The sequence below is a fragment of the Alteribacter aurantiacus DSM 18675 genome (assembly GCF_000429705.1).
Lineage (GTDB): Bacteria > Bacillota > Bacilli > Bacillales > Salisediminibacteriaceae > Alteribacter > Alteribacter aurantiacus.
On sequence record NZ_KE386941.1, the window covers coordinates 817,173 to 833,778 of the forward strand.

A 16,606-nucleotide genomic window follows, 5' to 3' on the forward strand; every position below is an offset into this window, starting at 1 on the left:
CCACTTTAAAGAGTAAATTTCCAAAAATTTGGATGGATCTTATTCATTCCATTATAATACACTTTTTTCGTAAAAAAAAACAATACGCCTTTTACTTATTTCCTTCTCTTTTGTCGAGAAAGGTAGTCAAGAATGCCCATAGTACTTACGAATAAATCAACCTCTATAGATCTATATGCTTCTTCAGGTATATCATCAGCGAATTTGAGCAACTCTTTTTGAACTTTAGTAAACAATGCCTCTTTCAATCCTTCAAAATCATTTTTCTCTAAAAAGCTTTCGCCAAGTTGCAGGAAGATTGGCAGCCAATATGTTAACTGTTCATATACCATAGAAGGATCGTGGCTGACACCAAAATGTCCGAATGCGATACGTTTTGGAGACAGACTTTTTACAAGTTCCTTTGATTTTAGCATCAGCTCCGGGTCAAACTGATTCGGAGAAGTGGAAGGTAGCACAAGTTTGATCCCTACTCTTTCTAATGAGGGATAGATGACCCCAAGTGTGTCTCCTGCGAAAAATGTCTTCTTTCTTTCATCATGTATGCCTATATGATGATTTGCGTGCCCCGGTGTGTGGTAAAAAGTAAGGGTGGATTGATCACCAATCGTTAAAGTACCTAAGTGTTGAGCAGGACGAACTCGATTTTCGTCCACCGGTAATACAGGGCTAAATAAGCTATCGAACGAAGAACCATAAACCACTTTTGCTCCTTTTATAAGTCTGGTGGGGTCGATTAAATGTCGAATTCCCTTGTCATGAGCATACACGGTTGCATTTGGACAATCGTTTAAGAGCAAACCAAGTCCGCCCGAATGATCAAGATGAATATGAGTGACGATGATATAACGAACTTGCTCAAGGCTATAACCAAGACTTTTTAACCCTCTCTTTATATATGGAACACTTATAGAGGGACCTGTTTCAATCAAGGTCAGTTGCCCTTCGTCTAGAACAAAAGTCCCAGTCCTTTCTGCTACACCTAAATCAAAACCATCAATTAAATATCGATCTTTGTCGATTGAAATCACTTGATCTGCCAACGCTCCACGCCCCTTACCTAAAAATGGATGTAGCTTCATTTTAATGGTTCGTAATACAACTGTAAACCGCCTAACACTGAAATGTAATTGATAGTTAGGTCGAAGGTCCACTGAATTTGTAAAAAAAAATCGTTAAGATATGAAAATGACCCCTAAAAATAATTGCGATAAGTCGAATACATATGAATACGCACAAGCGAGGTGCTAGTGGTGCTAAAGCGCTTAACAATAAATTCAAATAAAATAGATATTAATGAAACAGTAATGGAAATTCAACGTGGGAATGTAAGGTTAGAAAACGATCTAATCGAACAATACATTCCATTCATTCGTAAAACGACAGCAAAAGTTTGTAAAAGATATATTAATACATCTGAAGATGATGAATACTCAATTGCTTTAATTGCTTTTAATGAAGCTATTCATCAATATTCTCCCGATAAAGGAAGCTCGTTTTTATCTTTTGCAAGTTTAGTAATCAGAAGAAGAGTTATTGATTTTATTCGCCAAGAACAACGTAGAAAAACACCTCTATCGATTGATTACCAAGATGATGAAAACGAAAACATGGAGAATGTGGCTGAGATTCATGCTTCTTTTCAAGATTACTACGAGAAACAAGAGAGGGAGTACCGTCGCGAAGAAATCCTTCACTTGAATGAACAATTAAAAGCATTTAAGATATCGTTGTCTGATGTAGCCAAACAATGCCCCAAGCACCAAGATGCACGTGAAAATATGGTGCAAATAGCAAAGACTGTAGTAGATCATGATTTGTTACGTACAACGCTAATAACAAAAAAACGTTTGCCAATCAAAGAACTTACTAAACATATCTCAATGAGTCGAAAAACCATAGAAAGGAACCGTAAGTATATCATTGCGGTATCATTGGTACTCATGGAAGAATACCGTTATTTGAAGGACTATCTTAAGGAGTGGTTAGGGTGAAAAAAGGGGTCGTCATGGAAAAAAAGAAACGGTTTATGATCGTTTTAACGAAAGAAGGAGAATTCGTTAAAGCCAAACGATCGAATGACGCAAAGGTTGGTGAGGAAATTTCTTATCAACCGGCGAAAACCTTTCTTGTTTCCAAGGTATATCGAAACAAATCCATGACGATCCCACTAGCGGCAGCACTTTGTCTTTTCTTATTCTTTGTGTTTCCTTTCACAAATGAGGATAAAGTGTATGGTGTTGTTGCTTTTGACATCAATCCTAGTATCGGAGTCACGCTTGATCGTGACTATCGAGTACTTGATGTGGTGGCATTTAACCAAGAAGGAAAACAGTTATTAGAAAAGATTGATAAGGTTGAGGATCTAAAAGATCGGGACTTTGACTATGTGGCAAATCTAATTGTAAATGAAAGTCATGAACGAGGATTTTTAACGGAAGACCATGACATCTATATATCTACTTTTGATTCTTTTTTCGAAGATGAAGAGTGGATGTTTCAGTATGAGCGTTGGGCGAAATCGATGGAAGAAGAATATACGATCAATATTGTTTCATTGCTAATAGACCAGCAATTATTGGATGCAGCCCGAGAAAAAGCTGTTTCACCAGGTAAGATGGCCTTATTTTATACATACCCACTTGAATTCAATGAGATAGAAGAACTTAGAGCGTTATCGATGAACCAAATTGTGTCACTTGTTGGCGCCAATATGACAGATACAAATCTTGTTCACCAGCCAACCCCAGAACCTGCACAAAAAGGACAAGAAACCATTGTAATAGAAAAGCAGGAGCAGCGGAAGTCTGAGGAGGAGCGCACCATTCAAGATTCGGATTATGAAAAAAATCTTGAAGATAGCGGCGCGGAAAAACAGAATACCGTTGAAGAAAGTACCGAACAGGGAAACCTTGATACCACGCACTCTGAGAGTGATGAAGAAGAAGTGAAAGCACGTAACCCTTCACAATCAACGGAAGAAATTGAGGAGAAAGAAGAAAAAGGGGCAGAAGAAGAGTCGGAAGAAAAACAAGAGTCATCAAATAGTGAGGAAAAGCATGAAACAGATGAAGAGATCGATGAAGATGAAAATAAAAATAAACAAAAGTGTCCACCCGGGCTTAAAAAGAAAGATGATGACCACCCTGGTAAAAAGAACAACCCGAATTGCTAAGCCTTGATCTAACTTATGGTTGGATTTAGTGTTAGGAACGTAAATCATTGAAATCATTATTTATACTTTTGACTTAACCCTGACTAATTCAAGGCAATAGCGATAATACCAACATTCTATCTGTTACTTCCTTTGTTTTATTAGAACGCCTCTAGTATCCGTAATCTTAAGCCGTTATTGCACTTTCACTTCAAATGACTCATTTAAATAAAAAAGGTTGCTTAATAAGGCATTAAACCTTATTAAGCAACCTTTTTTAGCTTTCGTCGTCATAACGCATCTTGTTTACCCTCAGAAGGTGATTTAATCGTTCAATGCGGTTGTTTTCCAGGGATATAATAATCTTTTGGAGAAAACGATTCATTTTTTCAAACGCAAGAATCATATTATCTTCCATTTCATTACGTTGTACCGGAGTTAGGCTTTGGTAGCTGGTTAATAATTCAGGAATTTCCTTTAAAACCATTCGCTTTATTTGGTGCCTTTCTTCTACGTCTAAAAGCTCGAACTCCTCCAGGCAACGGCTGAGGGAAGTGGCTACCTTTGAAAAAGCGTTCGACATGCCTTCGTTTACTCCTGTATAGCGATTACGAAGTTGCTTGAGTTCAGATAATAACTTTGCCTTATCTTCATCTTCATGAAGGTGAGAGTCAACTATCTGTTCATGGCCCCTTTCTGGGAGGGGGAGGGCACTTTGACCGGATAAGGAACTATCTAGTAAATGCAAGTGTGTAAAAACGGATCTGAACAGGTGGTGGTGCTTGATATTACGAACGACGTTTCTACCGTCCGTTTGGAAGTAGATTGTCGCATCAATACACTTTCCCAACCCTTTTTCTGCCTTGATTGATTTTCTGTAAATGGTAATGTAAATTCGCTTGTTGATTGAGGCATCTGAACGCTTAGTGTCGTGCATTTCAAGGTGGAGTTTTTTTGGTTTAATTTTTACTTTTAAAAGGAAACCTTTTATTTTTCGTTTAAAAGTTTTATTGAGTCTCGGTAATTCCGATAAAGAAGCAAGGTCTGAGAGGAATTCTTCCGTTTCATGTATCATGAGACTTGTGGCGTCTTCTTCAATCCTTGGCTCTTGTAACGGTTTCATATAATTAGGTAAAAAAGGCTGGATCCACTCTTGGTGAAGGAGCTTTTCTTTAAATGTCATGGTTTCTTCACCTGCTTTTCTTTAGGTGTTTATCAGAATGTATTGGAACGGACAGACAGATGATAAGGGATATGGCTTAAAATCCTAGTTTAAAAGTTTTTTCTCCATTTTCGTATTTAATTCATCCATCTCGGTGATAAACTGCTTACTAGATTCAATGATTCGCGCATTTGATTGTTCGGTCATTTCAATGGCGGCGTAAACGTCTTCATAAGCCTTTTTAAATGTTTCAAGAGCAATGGACGGCTTCTCGAGTGTCTTTAATGTTTCTTCAGTGTTTGATTTGAGAAGTGCGGCATTCGATAACAGCATCGCTTCTGTAGATTCATTAACATTCTGCACAGCGTCAATTACTTTTTTCTGATTTCCAAGGGCAAGTTGGATGGATGCAGTTACAGTAATAATGTTTTTCGTCATCGTTATAGCATTAAAAATTGCTTCTTCTAACTTCTCGTTATTTTCGGCGATAATATCTACAGATGCTAAAGATTGTTGAAGTACCAGGACTGCTTGTTGCATGTTTTTTACTCGTGATAGCACTTTTTGCTGCCCTTTTTGAATAGGAACAGGATCTTTTTGCCACTCTTCTTTCCGCATTTCTTCTTCGAGCATTTGGTTTAGTTCTTTACCCAGGACGATTTGCTCTTCGAGTGAAGCCATGCGTTCCTTGGCTACAACCTTAAGTTGCTCAAGCATAACAGTATCTTCTTGAAGTTTGTCTTTACCGTGAAGGAGAGCTTCAATAATTGTTTCTACCTCAGACTCGATCGATTGGTATTTCTTTGCGTATTTATCTATTGGACTTTTACGTACAAGCTTGCTCATAAACTTTTCAAAGCGCCCTTGCTTTAGGTAATTCGGTTCCAAGTCGGCTACAACCTCTTTGAGTTTGGAGAGTTGTTCTGGTAATTCGTGATTAGGGTTATTCATCATATCGCTAACAGGCCTTTTAAGTGCCTCCAGGGTTTCACCTGCTTTCTCTTGTTCCTGGGTGCCGATTCGCCCGATGGATTCGAGTATCTTTTCAAGGTTTCCGTTTGAACGAATCTCCTCAATCATGTTCTTTGTTGTATTGTCTTTTTTTACTTCGTTGTTTTCTGACACAAACATAACCTCCCGACTAAAATTGACTCTTTTATTTACGAATGAACCGCGTAAAAGTTCCGTATCTTTTGCAAAGATTATATAATGCTTAAATGATCGTGAGCAAGAATTTCATTTCACTTTTATTCATTCTTTACCCGTTCTATCTTGTTGGGAACCTTTCACACAAGAAAAGAAAGGTAATATGAGAACTAGTATACACGATAGGGAAAGGGGTTGCACTTAGTGGGAGAAACTGTATCGAAGAGACAAACAACATTTGAAAGACTCGGGCTTGAGTCTGTGCCATTAAATATGAAAACGACGAAAGCGTCTGATTATGTGAGGATCCAAACAGCTGTGGCTATAAATGCAGGGAACTTTCTTGTTCCGGCTATTGCTGTACTAGAAGGCGGGTTGAACTTTTACGCAGCTGTTCTTTCTACTATGCTCGGTGCTTGCTTTGCCTTTTTATTTGTTTCCCTTTTAGCAATACCGGGGGCGAAGTATGGATTGCCCGCTCAATTTGTGATTCGTTCTATGATTGGTACAAAAGGGGCTATGTATTTATCATCACCCGTTCGGACAATTACCTCTCTTTATTGGTTTGGTGTACAAACAGTTGGAGGTACGTACATACTAAAAGAAATACTGTTTCGTTCATTTGGTGTGAGCGTTCCTTTTTTATGGCTCTCATTACCATTAGCTTTGCTTATGGCTTACTTGGCGTTAGTCGGTTTTGATGCACTCAAACGCCTAACTGTTTTTGTGCTTCCGTTAATGGCGGTAGCTGCCACTTTGATCGTATATGTATATGTAACAAATGATTACGACGGTCAATCAGCAAGAGAAGTTGTTCATTTTATTGGTCATTGGTCGTTACCGACGATGATTTTATTTGGTAGCTTAGCTTTTGTGCAATACGTATCAGGTGCTGGTACCTCATCGGATATCGCACGGTACGGAAAATCGCCAAAGCATGCCTTTTGGGGAATTTTTATTGGTAATAGTTTCGGCTTTTTCATTACGTCAGTACTAGGGGCATTTACAGCCACTATAGCTATGGATTGGAATCCTTTTGTTGTAGCTACTCAAATGACGGACTCGTTTTTAATCATAACCATTATTTTTTTGGCTGCAATTTTGTCGATGGTTACGATTAATTTAAACAATGCTTATACAGGAGGGTACAGCTTACTTAATAGTTTTCCTCGATTAGGGAGGGTAAAGAGTGCGGCTGTTTTTGGGCTAATGGGCATTTGCATCAGTGGCTCGCCGGTTATTGTTGAAGAGGCTGAGCAATTTATTTATCTGTTGGGAACAGTGATCATACCTTTAACAGCTGTATTTATAGCCGATTACGTATTTGTAAAAAAGAGGACATTAACAAACACAGTAGTGGATCGACTGATAAGTGGTGGTGAATCCTTAAACAAAGTTGGAGCTTGTGCCTTTTTATTTGGGGTCGTTATCTATATAGTGGTACCTGAAGGGTACTCACCAAGTTTTGTATCCTTCTTTTCAACACAAATGGCATATCTAATGTTGGTATTCATGAATAGACGATAAGGTGGGATCATCTGATGTGTTTGATTGGAGTATCAATGAAACAAAATAAGGACTTTCCATTTATATTGGCTGCTAACCGAGATGAGTTTTACGATAGACCAACTGCTGCTCTTCATAAATGGGAAAGTGCCGGCTCAATATACGCTGGAAAAGATCTCGAAAAGGGAGGAACCTGGATGGGAATCTCCAAAAAAGGATACATAGGTGCCCTGACCAATGTGAGAGAGAAGCCGTTACGTTTTGAAGCTCGGTCTAGAGGTGAACTGGTGGTGAACTTCTTAAAGGACGAAGAAAAGGACCCTGAGGGGTATATAGAGCGTGTTGTTAAAAATGGTGATTGGTATCAAGGATTCAACCTGTTAGTAGGTACTCCGGAAACATTATGGTTTGGTTCCAATCGGAAGGAGCGTATTCAAAGGCTTACAAATGGAGTATTTGGATTAAGTAATGCCTCACTAGATACGAATTGGCCTAAAGTAAATGCCATAAAGAAAGCGTTACACGAGATCAGTAACGAGTCGGAGAAAACAGTAGTTGTTGAACATTTGTTATCTGCTCTGAATCAAACTCATCCTTATCCCTCAAAATATTTAACCGATACAGGGGTCGGTGTAGAAATGGAAAGAATGCTATCGCCGATGTTTATTACCTCTCAAACTTATGGGACGAGGTGTTCTACCATCATTGCTATGGATAAAAATCGTTTAGTCACGATCATGGAACGCTCGTATGAGAAAGGTCTGATAACTGACAAGAAAGTTGATGTTCAAAGGTAGATGACAGACGTTGGCATTTGAATCTCCTGTCAAGAGTATGGTATATGTAGTATATGTATAGTATAGTCATGTCTTACAATAGAGGAATGGGTTTAGTGTTGAATCAACGTTTGCTGTTAGGAGCTTTAAGTGCCGTTTGTATTGTTGTATGGGGAATGTTATTTTTCGTGTTTATAGGCAATACAGAGCACGTTTCCTTCTCAGAGCACGGACTAAGATCGGGGTTTGAGCGGTCCGGCGCACTCACATTGGCCTATCTAAATGAAGAGATTGCCTTGCAAGTGGAAGTTACAGACACTAATGTTGAGGAAGTGGAGTCGGTTGAAATAGAATCGATTACCTGGGATAATGAGGCGATCAATTTAGGTGATGGGATCTCAATTGATGTTGTCCTTGACTCCTTGGCTTCATGGAAGGAATAGGGGATGATTTAAACAGATTCGTTCTATCTATAGTAAAATAGTAAAAAACGCTTTATAATAAGAGTACATGATATAACGAGCTTTTAAGGAGGTTTCGTAAATGATTCCAAACATCGGTATTCCCGGTTTGATTTTAATATTGGTCATTGCCCTTGTGATTTTTGGTCCGAAAAAACTACCTGAAATCGGTAAGGCAATGGGACAAACATTGAAAGAGTTCAAGGCATCTGCTAAAGACCTAACGAACGACGATGATGATCGACCTTCAAAAAAACAAAACACGAACGATGTAAATTAAAAGTATCTGCTTGAATTAGACAAAAAAGCGTCGTTTTAAAAAGGTGTGAGGGGTGTTAGAATAATTACCCTTACACCTTTTGCGCGTCTAAAGGACACGGAGCGGTTGAAGGAGCGTAAGTCATGGTAGAACAGAATATGGAGATGCTTGATCATCTAAGTGAATTAAGAAAGCGGATTATAATAGTACTAGGATCATTTATATTATCCTTTGTTGTCAGTTTTATTTTTGTCAGAGATATCTATGAGTGGTTGATCAAAGACTTGGATATGCAACTTACTATCCTTGGACCGATGGATATCTTATGGATCTTTTTTAGTATTGCTGGACTAATTGCGTTTGCTGCAACACTGCCGATCCTCTTATTTCAAATTTGGCTGTTTGTTCGCCCTGCTCTTACGAAACAAGAAACGCGAGTGACATTAATGTACATCCCAGCCTCATTGCTGTTGTTTCTAGGTGGACTTAGTTTTGGTTATTTTGTAGTACTTCCTATTGTTTTGAATTTTCTTTTAACACTAGGGGACGGTATGTTTCAAACGATGTTTACCCCTGATAGGTACTTTCAATTCGTCCTACGCATGACGGTGCCATTTAGTATATTGTTTGAACTTCCGTTGGTTGTCATGTTTCTTACAAGTTTAGGGTTGATTACACCATACGGGTTACGTAAGAATCGAAAATATGCATTCTTTGCCATCGTGGTTGTGTCAGTTTTAATCTCTCCACCTGATTTTATTTCCGACATTCTCGTGATTATTCCTTTGACGATTTTGTACGAATTGAGCATTTGGTTATCTTCAATCATCTATAAAAAGAAAATGGCAAAAGAACAGTTGGCTGAATAGAAAAAAGGCTGTGTCGAATACATCGACACAGCCTTTTGTTTTGTTTAAGTAACTGTAAGGGATTTGCTCCTGTTTATGAAAGTGAACATTCGGGAGCGTCCCTTAGCGTTATAGAAAAATAGATAAGTCAGTTTATTTATGAATCGTTTCTATTGGGGTGATTTTCAGGTATTTCATATCTGGTGATTGGATTAAGGTTTGAACACCATCAATGATGCGTTGGATCGAGTGTGGATCTCTGCAGTCGTAGGCTTCAATATCCAAATGGAGGACCGGACATACATTGAATTCCAAAATCCAGTCATGATACCTCTTATAAAGGTCTTCCCAGAATGTTCGGGGAGTTTTAGTTTCCATCTCGCGACCTCTTTTGCCAACTCTTTCGAGAATCTTGTCCAAGCTTCCGTCAATATAGATGAGAACATCAGGTTTTGGGAAATATGGTGACATTACCATAGCTTCAAACAATGAGTGATATGTATCGAAATCTCGCTTCGTCATATTTCCATTATCGTACTGCATTTTCGCGAAGATCCCAACATCTTCATAGATGCTTCGGTCTTGGACATACCCGAGTTTGGTTTCGTGCATCAGTTTTTGCTGTTTAAATCGTTCTGCGAGAAAGTAGATTTGTAAATGAAAAGACCATGTCTTGAAATCTGAGTAATAGTCCTCCAAATAGGGATTCCCATCTACTTTTTCGAAGGAGGATTTAAATCCTAATGCGTCGGCCAATGTGTTTGTCAATGTTGATTTACCAACTCCTACCGTGCCTGCAAGAGTAATTAACGCGTTATCTGGTATTTTTTTTCGATCATATTTCATCGGTTCACTCCGTTCTTTTTACTTTAAGGCAGTCGTCACTTTCATTGCATGATTCACTTGCTCAATGATGGCTTGGTAGTCATTAGTGCGCTCGACGAAATCCAATTCATCACCGGAGATCGTAATGACTGGGATGTCAGGATGTGTCTCTTTGAATGTATGGATAAACATCTCGTAGTCTTTGGACAACTGTTCCAAGTATTGTGGATCGATCTGTTTTTCGATGCTTCGACCGCGCTTGGCGATTCGTTTTAGTAATGTGTCCAAGCTTGCATGTAAGTATATAATCACATTTGGCTTAGGTAAGTCTGCTGCCAATAAATGATAGATCTGATCATATTTCTTAAAATGGCTGTCTCTTAATGTTTGTTTAGCAAAGATGCGATTTTTAAAGATATGATAATCACTTACGACAGGCTTTTTCTGATTGAGTTGAAGCTTTTGGATGTCCTCTAATTGTTTAAATCGATTGCACAGAAAAAACATTTCAGTTTGAAAGCTCCACTCGCTAATATCTTCATAAAATTTGCCGAGGAAAGGATTTTCCTCCACAATTTCTTTTAATAAAAAATACTGATAATCATTGGCGAGCTTTTCGGCGAGAGACGTCTTGCCAACGCCGATTGGACCTTCGACGGCTATAAAAGGTACGTGTTCCATAGCCTTTCCTCCTCTCTGACTCAACTAAAACTTTTATAAAACCACGTTTATTCTACCATATATCAGCAAAATTCTTTACAAAATCGACAAATTTCTCTGAGGACTGGATAAAATTAAAAGGGTTATTAGTGGTTTAAATGGGTGCTTACAATTAAACTATAAAATGGTGGAAGCAATTATTGAAGCGTCATAGAAGAGGAGGTAGTACCTAGAATAAAGAGGGGCGTTTTAAAAAAGAGTAGAGCGAAGGCCTTACACCGTGAGGCTTATAGGAGTGGAACGTTTACATATCTTCTAAAAGAGCTGTGCTTTTGAAAATTGGCATCTAAATTGCATGATTAGGGATTAAATGAAATAATGCTTTTTTCATTTAGGTTGTTGCTCAGAAATGATTCTTTTCAAAATGCCTAAGTCCGAAGCAAGCTGGTTTTAACGGGAGTAAGTATAGGGGCAACGACAACAAATTATCTGAAAACAGCAAAAAGAGGAGAGATAGGCTATGGAAAACAGAAGAAAAAGTAAATTTCAAATGCCTGATACGTTCGTCATTATTTTTTTCGTCGTATTGGCAGCTGCACTGCTTACATACGTTTTGCCGCAGGGGCAGTTTGAAACAGAAGAAGTAACGTTCACAACAAGTGATGGCGGGGAGGATACGCGAACCGTTTTAGTGCCTGGGAGCTTTGAAACGGTTACAGATGACGACGGATCACCTGTTCGAGATGGTGTTAGTTTGTTCGAGGGCGGAGGAGGAGTCGGTTTCTTAAACTACGTCTTTGAAGGCCTTGTTTCAGGTGATAAGTGGGGCTCTGCCGTTGGAGTTGTCGCTTTTATCATTATCATTGGTGGTGCCTTTGGCATTATTATGAAAACAAGGGCAATTGAAGAAGGTATTTTTGCGATGATTAAGAGAACAAAGGGACGAGAAAACTTAATTATCCCGATTATGTTCGTTTTGTTCTCTCTTGGTGGGGCTGTCTTTGGAATGGGAGAAGAGGCCATCGCTTTTGCTATGATTTTGATCCCGTTAGTGATTGCACTTGGTTATGATGCCATTACAGGAATCATGATTACGTATGTGGCTACACAGATCGGGTTTGCAACAAGCTGGATGAACCCATTTGGTGTTGCGATTGCTCAAGGTGTAGCTGATGTCCCGGTATTGTCCGGAGCGCCATTTCGTATAGCTATGTGGGTCTTCTTTACCCTTGTAGGTGTAACGTATACGTGGATCTACGCATCACGCATTAAAAAAGACCCGACTCGCTCCGTTTCTTATGAGTCTGACGAATATTTCAGAAAAGATTTTAAACAAGAGGATATCAAAAGTAAGTTTGGTTTAGGTCATGGGTTGGTGGTAGGTACGATTGTCATTGGAATCGTGTGGATTGTTTGGGGTGTTGTTCAGCATGCCTACTATATCCCTGAAATCGCCACTCAATTCTTTACAATCGGACTAGTAGCAGGAATCATTGGCGTCATATTTAAGCTTAATGGTATGACAATCAATGATATTGCATCTGGCTTTACCCAAGGGGCGAGGGATTTATTGCCTGCAGCTCTAATTGTAGGGATGGCCAAAGGAATTGTGATCATCTTGGGTGGAGATGATCCTGGGGAGCCTTCTGTATTAAATACAATCATGAATGCTGCAGGAGGATCCATTGAAGGACTGCCTGTCGCGTTGTCTGCATGGTTTATGTTCTTGTTCCAATCCATATTTAACTTCTTTGTTGTTTCAGGTTCAGGACAAGCTGCGCTGACTATGCCTTTGTTGGCTCCACTAGCTGATATTGCTGGAGTATCAAGACAGGTAGCTGTGTTGGCGTATCAACTTGGTGATGGGTTTACGAACATGATAGTACCAACGTCAGCAGCATTAATGGGAGTTTTAGGAGCTGCACGTCTTGACTGGGGTAAATGGTTCTTATTTGTCATTAAGTTTCAAGTTCTATTATTTGTATTAGGATCAGCATTTGTCATTATTGCTGCACTTATTGGATTTAGCTAAGGAGGAACCATCCATGTTTACACTCATTAAACACGCACATGTCTATGCACCTGAGGATTTAGGGGTAAATGATGTCCTTCTTGCAGGTGAGCGGATTGCATCAATTAAACCGTCCATTTCTATTTCTGGAATTGAAGATTTAAAAGTGATTGAGGCTCAGGGAAAAAAACTGGTCCCCGGGTTTATTGATTCCCACGTTCATATAGCAGGCGGAGGTGGAGAAGGGGGCTTTCATACACGTACGCCTGAACTAACAATTGATGATTGCATTCGTGGTGGCATAACGACTGTGATTGGTGTAATCGGTACAGATGGAACAACAAGAAGGATGGAAGATCTTATTGCTAAGGCGAGAGGGCTTGATAATGAAGGGATTACCGCATACGCGATGCTGGGCTCTTATCACTTGCCGTTGCGGCCTCTTACTGGAAAAATAGAAGATGACATGATTCTTATCGATAAGATTATCGGGGTTGGAGAGATTGCGATTGCTGACCACCGTTCGTCACAACCGAGATGGCAAGACCTTGCCGAAGTGGCAAGTAAGGCTCGCGTTGGCGGTATACTTTCTGAAAAAGCAGGAAAAGTGAACGTACATGTTGGGGATAGCCACGATTTTATAAGCGTTTTAGAAGAGGTAGCTAACCATACTGATCTGCCATTACAACAATTCTTGCCCACTCATATGAATCGAACAGGTGAACTCTTTGAACAGGCAATAAAGTATGCCAAAAAAGGTGGGCTTGTTGATTTTACAACGAGTACAACTGAGAAATTTTTAGCTGAGGGAGAGGTTGCTTGTTCAATTGCGTTACGCCGTATGCTCGAAGAAGATATTCCTATCGAACAAATCACCTTCACGTCGGATGGGCAAGCAAGTCTACCAGAGTTTGATGAAGAAGGAGAGTTTGTCGGCCTGCAAATCGGGAGGGTAACGACGCTTTATCCCCCGGTTAGGGAAGCTGTAATCGAAAAGGGAATTCCATTGGAAACAGCGATCCGTGTCATCACATCTAATCCGGCTAAGCACTTGAAATTGAAGAAAAAGGGGGCAATTAGACAGGGCTTCGACAGTGACCTTGTTTTGCTCAATAAGGATTTGGAAATTGATACTGTCATTGCAAAAGGAAAAATGATGATGGAAGAAAATGAACAAAAGGTATTCTCCACCTTCTATCAAAAGTAATTACGATAGGGAAGAACTGCAATAGTGAATAAAATGTGCCTCTTTAACTGAAGGCCATTAGCGACACTCCTGCGGTAGTGCCGAGCGTTTACATTGTGAGTTTTCTGAGAGTCGTATAAGCAGACCACTACGAGGCGTTACTTGCAGAGGAAGAAGCAAGGTTTTGCTAATGGCTCGCTAGCACCGCCGCGGGAAGGGAGTGGATGGTATGAAGCGGAGCGTTATGCACTAATCCAAGGGCATACTCATTACTAATGATCAATATAATTCATTCATTTGCCATTCTCTATCTTAACAACCTTCTCGCCATGTAGTATGATAGAAAGAGCATTTTTAGAGAGAGTGTAAAGGGGTGCTCATGTGAATAAAAAAGTAAAGATTGTTACAGATTCTACTACCGACTTATCAAAAGAAATGATTGAAGAACTTGATATCACCGTTGTGCCACTGTCGGTTACGATTGATGATCAATCCTATATTGACGGCATCGATATTACACCCGATGAATTTATTGAAAAGCTTGTCACTAGTGATAAAATTCCGCAAAGCTCACAACCATCCGTAGGTTCTTTTGCAGAAGTATATGACAAGCTTGGAGAAGATGGGAGTGAGATCTTGTCTATCCATATGACTGCCGGAATGAGCGGGACTTTCAACTCGGCTCAAACGGCATCTACTATGACGGATAGTCATGTAGAAGTGGTCGATTCAGGTTTTATATCTCAAGCTCTTTCTTTTCAAGTAAAAGAAGCAGCTAAAATGGCTCTTGAAGGTGCCTCGATACATGAGATACAAGAGCGAATCAAAAAAGTTAGGGATAACTCCTCACTCTATATTATGGTTGATACCCTTGAATACCTGGTAAAAGGCGGGCGCATTGGACGAGGGAAGGCTTTGGTAGGCTCCCTGTTAAAAATTAAACCCGTTGCATCCTTGGCCGATGGGGTGTACACACCTGTTACGAAAGTAAGAACCCATATGCAAATGATTAATTTCTTTAAAAAGCAGTTCCAAGAAGAAACAGCCGGTAAAACGGTGAAAAGCATTGGCATTTCTCATGCAGATGCATTGGACCTTGCTAAGAAAGTAAGAGATAACCTTCAGCAGTTAACGGATCTTAAAGACATTCAAATCCGTCCGACTACACCGATTATTAGCACCCACACTGGACCAGGTGCGATTGCACTCATGTACTACGCAGAGTAAAATAATTTTTTTGGCTGCTCCTACTAGTATGATAGGAGCAGCTTTTTTATAGTCATGGAACTCTAGGTTTTCTGGATGTAGGCTTATCGCTTTTTTAAAGCGTCATTTTTTCTGTTGGATGTCATTATATTGACTGTACTTCACCACAAGGGTTAATGACCTATCGCCAGCAGTGGGCTATTGCACGAACAAACAAGTCCAAGCGCAAGATCATTCAGAAACGCTGTTTTCGGAAGGGTTGTTGCTTTTACACAAGAAAAGTTGAAGCAGAAGGGCCCGTATGCTTCAACCACCACTCTAGTGATGAAGATTGTATTAAAAAAGCAACAAACTATAGAAAAATAGCCTTCAGAAAACGACAGGTGTTGCGCAAAATATTTGTAGAAAGGTGGTTCATTCGTTAAAATAGATATACGGTCAAACGTTTACAACCGTGTTTATGGTAAGGAGGAAGAAACGTTGTATCAGCCAAATGATGTCGGATTAGTATTGGAAGGTGGCGGTATGCGCGGGATGTATACTGCTGGAATATTGGAATATTTCTTGAAAAATGATTGGTATTTTCCTTACGTTGTAGGTGTATCTGCAGGAGCATGTAATGCAACTTCATATATATCAAAACAAGTCGGTCGGAACGAAAAGGTCACGATTGGATACTGCAAACACCCTGAGTATATCTCGTACAAACGATGGCTCTCCAAAGGTGAGTTGTTCAATATGGATTTGATCTTTGATCGCATCCCCAACCAAGAAGTATTTTTTGATTTTGATGCTTTTTTCAATTCCGATCAAACGTTTCTTGTTGGGACCACTGATTGTATTACCGGTGAGACGATCTATTACGAAAAAAACGAAGTTAAGGATCACTTTCTTGATATTTTAAGAGCATCTAGCTCTCTCCCATTTGTTGCCCCGGTAACAAAACATAAAGACAGATTTTTGATGGATGGGGGCATTAGTGACCCAATTCCGTTAAAACGCTCAATTAACGATGGAAATGAAAAACATGTGGTTGTCCTAACACAAACGGATGGTTACATAAAAAAACCATTCAAGCGTGGTCGTTGGATGTTTAAACAGAAGTACAAACTCCAACCTGGCCTCATCAAAGCGGTAGAAGGGCGTTCCGTTGTTTATAATCAGGCTATTGAAGAAGTAAAGCAAGCAGAAAGAGAAGGTAGAGCTTTCGTATTCAGACCTGATGAACTTAAAGGCGTATCAAGAGTTGAAAAAAGAGAAGAAAGATTAAGAAGTTTGTATGATCATGGATATGAACATGCAAAAAAGAGAGCAGAGGAACTGAAAGCTTTTTTATCATCTTAAGTAAAAGGATAATGATTGACCTTAAAATCCCGGATGCTTACCGGGTTTTTCTATTTTGTAAA

General features: G+C 39.5%; 16 protein-coding genes. 11 read left to right on the forward strand and 5 right to left on the reverse strand.

The features are described 5' to 3' along the window. Window positions 1-95: 95 nt before the first annotated feature. Window positions 96-1,043: an MBL fold metallo-hydrolase gene (locus G476_RS0107435; RefSeq protein WP_245579643.1), complete on the reverse strand. Its 948-nt coding sequence runs from the start codon at window positions 1,041-1,043 to the stop codon at window positions 96-98. Window positions 1,044-1,307: 264 nt separating this feature from the next. Between G476_RS0107435 and sigI the strand changes: the two genes are divergently transcribed. Together sigI and G476_RS0107445 are read left to right on the forward strand one after the other, a co-directional pair. Then, the gene (sigI, locus tag G476_RS0107440; protein ID WP_084405773.1) at window positions 1,308-1,994 is read left to right on the forward strand and encodes an RNA polymerase sigma-I factor; all 687 of its coding nucleotides are present in this window, start codon (window positions 1,308-1,310) and stop codon (window positions 1,992-1,994) included. Beyond that, a complete protein-coding gene (locus G476_RS0107445; protein WP_026689547.1) occupies window positions 1,991-3,175 on the forward strand; it encodes an anti-sigma factor domain-containing protein in 1,185 nt (394 codons plus the stop codon). The genes sigI and G476_RS0107445 overlap by 4 nt, the downstream gene beginning before the upstream one ends. A 256-nt stretch (window positions 3,176-3,431) precedes the next feature. Here G476_RS0107445 and G476_RS0107450 read toward each other — a convergent pair whose 3' ends face one another. Both G476_RS0107450 and G476_RS0107455 read right to left on the reverse strand, forming a co-directional pair. Next, window positions 3,432-4,337: a hypothetical protein gene (locus G476_RS0107450; protein WP_026689548.1), complete on the reverse strand. Its 906-nt coding sequence runs from the start codon at window positions 4,335-4,337 to the stop codon at window positions 3,432-3,434. Between the two features lie 84 nt (window positions 4,338-4,421). Further along, window positions 4,422-5,447: a toxic anion resistance protein gene (locus G476_RS0107455; protein ID WP_026689549.1), complete on the reverse strand. Its 1,026-nt coding sequence runs from the start codon at window positions 5,445-5,447 to the stop codon at window positions 4,422-4,424. A 219-nt stretch (window positions 5,448-5,666) separates the two neighbouring features. Between G476_RS0107455 and G476_RS0107460 the strand changes: the two genes are divergently transcribed. From G476_RS0107460 to tatC, 5 genes are all read left to right on the forward strand, one after another. Next, the gene (locus tag G476_RS0107460; RefSeq protein ID WP_035186245.1) at window positions 5,667-6,989 is read left to right on the forward strand and encodes a purine-cytosine permease family protein; all 1,323 of its coding nucleotides are present in this window, start codon (window positions 5,667-5,669) and stop codon (window positions 6,987-6,989) included. A gap of 14 nt (window positions 6,990-7,003) precedes the next feature. Next, window positions 7,004-7,765 (forward strand): NRDE family protein, encoded by a 762-nt coding sequence (locus G476_RS0107465; protein WP_026689551.1) that lies wholly within the window; start codon window positions 7,004-7,006, stop codon window positions 7,763-7,765. 95 nt (window positions 7,766-7,860) lie between these two features. Next, on the forward strand, window positions 7,861-8,187 hold the full coding sequence (locus G476_RS0107470; RefSeq protein ID WP_026689552.1) for a hypothetical protein: 327 nt from the start codon (window positions 7,861-7,863) through the stop codon (window positions 8,185-8,187). A 100-nt stretch (window positions 8,188-8,287) separates the two neighbouring features. After that, window positions 8,288-8,485 (forward strand): twin-arginine translocase TatA/TatE family subunit, encoded by a 198-nt coding sequence (locus G476_RS0107475; protein ID WP_026689553.1) that lies wholly within the window; start codon window positions 8,288-8,290, stop codon window positions 8,483-8,485. 122 nt (window positions 8,486-8,607) lie between these two features. Then, on the forward strand, window positions 8,608-9,333 hold the full coding sequence (tatC, locus tag G476_RS0107480) for a twin-arginine translocase subunit TatC (RefSeq protein ID WP_026689554.1): 726 nt from the start codon (window positions 8,608-8,610) through the stop codon (window positions 9,331-9,333). A 132-nt stretch (window positions 9,334-9,465) separates the two neighbouring features. On the opposite strand, the gene G476_RS0107485 is transcribed toward tatC, so the two are convergent. Next, entirely contained in the window at window positions 9,466-10,158 is a 693-nt protein-coding gene (locus G476_RS0107485; RefSeq protein ID WP_026689555.1) for a deoxynucleoside kinase, read from the reverse strand. 18 nt (window positions 10,159-10,176) lie between these two features. Further along, the gene (locus tag G476_RS0107490; protein ID WP_026689556.1) at window positions 10,177-10,818 is read right to left on the reverse strand and encodes a deoxynucleoside kinase; all 642 of its coding nucleotides are present in this window, start codon (window positions 10,816-10,818) and stop codon (window positions 10,177-10,179) included. Between the two features lie 499 nt (window positions 10,819-11,317). Here G476_RS0107490 and yfcC point away from each other — a divergent pair, with 499 nt between their 5' ends. The 4 genes from yfcC to G476_RS0107510 all read left to right on the forward strand — a co-directional run bounded on the left by yfcC (window position 11,318) and on the right by G476_RS0107510 (window position 16,544). Then, window positions 11,318-12,829, forward strand: a complete 1,512-nt coding sequence (yfcC, locus tag G476_RS0107495; RefSeq protein ID WP_035186248.1) for a putative basic amino acid antiporter YfcC — start codon at window positions 11,318-11,320, stop codon at window positions 12,827-12,829. A gap of 13 nt (window positions 12,830-12,842) precedes the next feature. Further along, window positions 12,843-14,015, forward strand: coding sequence for a beta-aspartyl-peptidase (iadA, locus tag G476_RS0107500; RefSeq protein WP_026689558.1), 1,173 nt, complete (start codon window positions 12,843-12,845; stop codon window positions 14,013-14,015). Window positions 14,016-14,375: 360 nt separating this feature from the next. Further along, window positions 14,376-15,221 carry a DegV family protein gene (locus G476_RS0107505; RefSeq protein WP_026689559.1) on the forward strand — a complete coding sequence of 282 codons (846 nt, stop codon included), beginning with the start codon at window positions 14,376-14,378 and terminating at the stop codon, window positions 15,219-15,221. A gap of 459 nt (window positions 15,222-15,680) precedes the next feature. After that, entirely contained in the window at window positions 15,681-16,544 is an 864-nt protein-coding gene (locus tag G476_RS0107510) for a patatin-like phospholipase family protein (RefSeq protein ID WP_026689560.1), read from the forward strand. The last annotated feature ends 62 nt before the right edge of the window (window positions 16,545-16,606 follow it).